Below are 2,329 nucleotides of genomic sequence, written 5' to 3'. Positions count from 1 at the left end.
TGTTGTTTTGCACTGAGAGCTGACCCGGTAGCCCCATAAATTTTCACTGAGAGTTGACCCATGTAAACACACTACCCTGACGGATTTGGTCAGGGAGATATGGAGTGATCGACATGGGATTTTTAAGTGTAATACGACGTTGGGCATTGCGTGAAGAGATGCCAATTCGAGAGATTGCCCGCCGGACGGGTCTGTCTCGTAACACAATCAAGAAGTACCTGCGTGAGGGCGCTGTTGAGCCGAAGTTCAAGACGCCCAAACGACCAAGTAACCTTGATCCGTATGCGGATCGTTTGTCTGCATGGCTGCTGGCTCAAACACGCAAATCGCGCAAAGAGCGGCGCACCATGAAGCAGATGCATGCAGATTTGGTGAAGCTTGGTTACGAGGGATCTTACGCACGTGTTGTCGCCTTCGCCCGTGTGTGGCGTGAGGATAGGCATCGTGTAGAACATACAACTGGACGCGGCACGTTTGTGCCTTTGGTGTTCCAACCTGGCGAGGCGTTCCAGTTCGACTGGAGCGAAGATTGGGCCACCATTGGTGGCGAACGGGTCAAGCTGCAGGCGGCCCATATGAAGCTCTCGCACAGCCGAGCATTCTTGGTGCGCGCATATCCATTGCAAACGCATGAGATGCTGTTTGATGCGCATTGGCATGCCTTCCGTGTGTTCGGCGGAATCCCGGGGCGCGGCATCTATGACAATATGAAGACTGCGGTCGATCGCGTCGGGCGTGGCAAGCAGCGTGACATCAACGCGCGGGTCAAAGCTATGGCCAGCCATTACGTCTTTGAGCCAGAGTTTTGCAATCCCGCTGCAGGCTGGGAGAAAGGCCAGGTCGAGAAGAATGTTCGTGATGCCCGAAGTCGCATGTGGCAGATCATGCCTGTCTTCAAGGATCTGGACGAGTTGAACCAATGGTTGGAAGATCGCTGCATAGCCCTTTGGGCAGAGACAAAACATCGGGAATTACCGGGTTCAATCACAGATGTTTGGGAGGCAGAGAAGCCCCTGTTGATGGCATTGCCACCAGCTTTTGATGGATTTGTCGAGCACAGCAAGCGTGTATCACCGACATGTTTGATCACTTTTGAGCGCAACCGCTACAGTGTCCCGGCCAGTTTTGCGAACCGGCGCGTCAGTCTTCACGTCTATCCAGAGCACCTCGTGATCGTTGCAGAGGGCCTAATCGTTTGCACACACGATCGGATCATTGATCGGTCCCACCGCAAATCTGGCAGGGTTATCTACGATTGGCGTCATTATCTGGCTGTTATCCAGCGCAAACCCGGAGCTTTACGCAATGGCGCGCCGTTCACAGAAATGCCAGAGGCTTTCCGCCGTCTGCAAAGCCACATGCTACCCAAGGAAGGGGGTGGCCGCGAGATGGTCGATATCCTGTCTTTGGTTTTGCACCACGACGAAGGCACTGTTCTGCAGGCCGTCGAATTGGCATTGGAGGCTGGTGTACCAACCAAGACGCACGTTCTGAACCTCCTGCACAGACTGATGGACCCAAAGCAGACAGATCATCCAGAGATCAATCCCCCTGATGCCCTCGCCTTGGAAACAGCGCCAAAGGCAAATGTGGACCGCTATGACGACCTCAGGCAGGTAAAGGAGAAGCGCAATGCGTCATGATCCAGCAGGAGCTTCCATCGTCATCATGCTACGCAGTCTCAAACTGCATGGCATGGCGCATGCAGTTGATGATCTGGTTGCACAAGGTGCGCCCGCGTTTGAGGCAGCAACTCCAATGTTGTCTCAACTGCTCAAGGCGGAAATGGCAGAACGTGAGGTGCGTTCAATCGCCTATCACATGAAGGTTGCACGCTTCCCATCATACAAAGATCTCACAGGCTTTGACTTTGCTTCGAGCGACATCAATGAGGCCACAGTCCAGCAACTCCATCGCGGTGAGTTCATTGATAACGCGGAAAACGCGGTTCTGATTGGCGGGCCTGGAACTGGCAAAAGCCATGTCGCCACGGCTATCGGCATTCAGGCCATAGAGCATCACAGACGCAAAGTGCGCTTCTACTCCACAGTGGAACTCGTCAACGCATTGGAGCAGGAAAAGGCTTTCGGAAAGGCTGGGAAAATGGCCGAGATGCTTACCAAGATCGACTTGGTTATCCTCGACGAACTCGGCTACCTGCCGTTCAGCTCGTCAGGCGGTGCGCTGCTGTTCCATCTGCTTAGCAAACTCTATGAGCAGACCAGCGTCATCATAACAACCAACCTCAGCTTCTCGGAATGGGCCCAGGTCTTCGGAGATGCAAAGATGACTACGGCGCTTTTGGATCGCCTCACACATCGTTGCCACA

At 53.9% G+C, this 2,329-nt stretch carries 2 protein-coding genes; both read left to right on the top strand.

Features of this window, described 5'->3' with window-relative positions; all coding sequences use genetic code 11:
* Positions 1–113: 113 nt before the first annotated feature.
* Positions 114–1,643, top strand: coding sequence for an IS21 family transposase (istA, locus tag AB9F26_RS22030; protein WP_369769100.1), 1,530 nt, complete (start codon positions 114–116; stop codon positions 1,641–1,643).
* The coding region (gene istB / locus AB9F26_RS22025; RefSeq protein ID WP_369769099.1) for an IS21-like element helper ATPase IstB at positions 1,633–2,329 on the top strand (697 nt) is incomplete at its 3' end. The genes istA and istB, both read left to right, overlap by 11 nt.

Origin of the sequence: Falsihalocynthiibacter sp. BN13B15, assembly GCF_041205415.1 — a bacterium.
Lineage (GTDB): Bacteria > Pseudomonadota > Alphaproteobacteria > Rhodobacterales > Rhodobacteraceae > Falsihalocynthiibacter > Falsihalocynthiibacter arcticus.
Note: the sequence above shows the minus strand (reverse complement) of the source record. Positions and strands in the feature narration are given on the sequence as shown.

What these genes read in the sequence shown, in the direction of transcription:
- istA (WP_369769100.1), top strand. Translation starts at nt 114, where the DNA reads ATGGGATTTTTAAGTGTAATACGACGTTGGGCATTGCGTGAAGAGATG.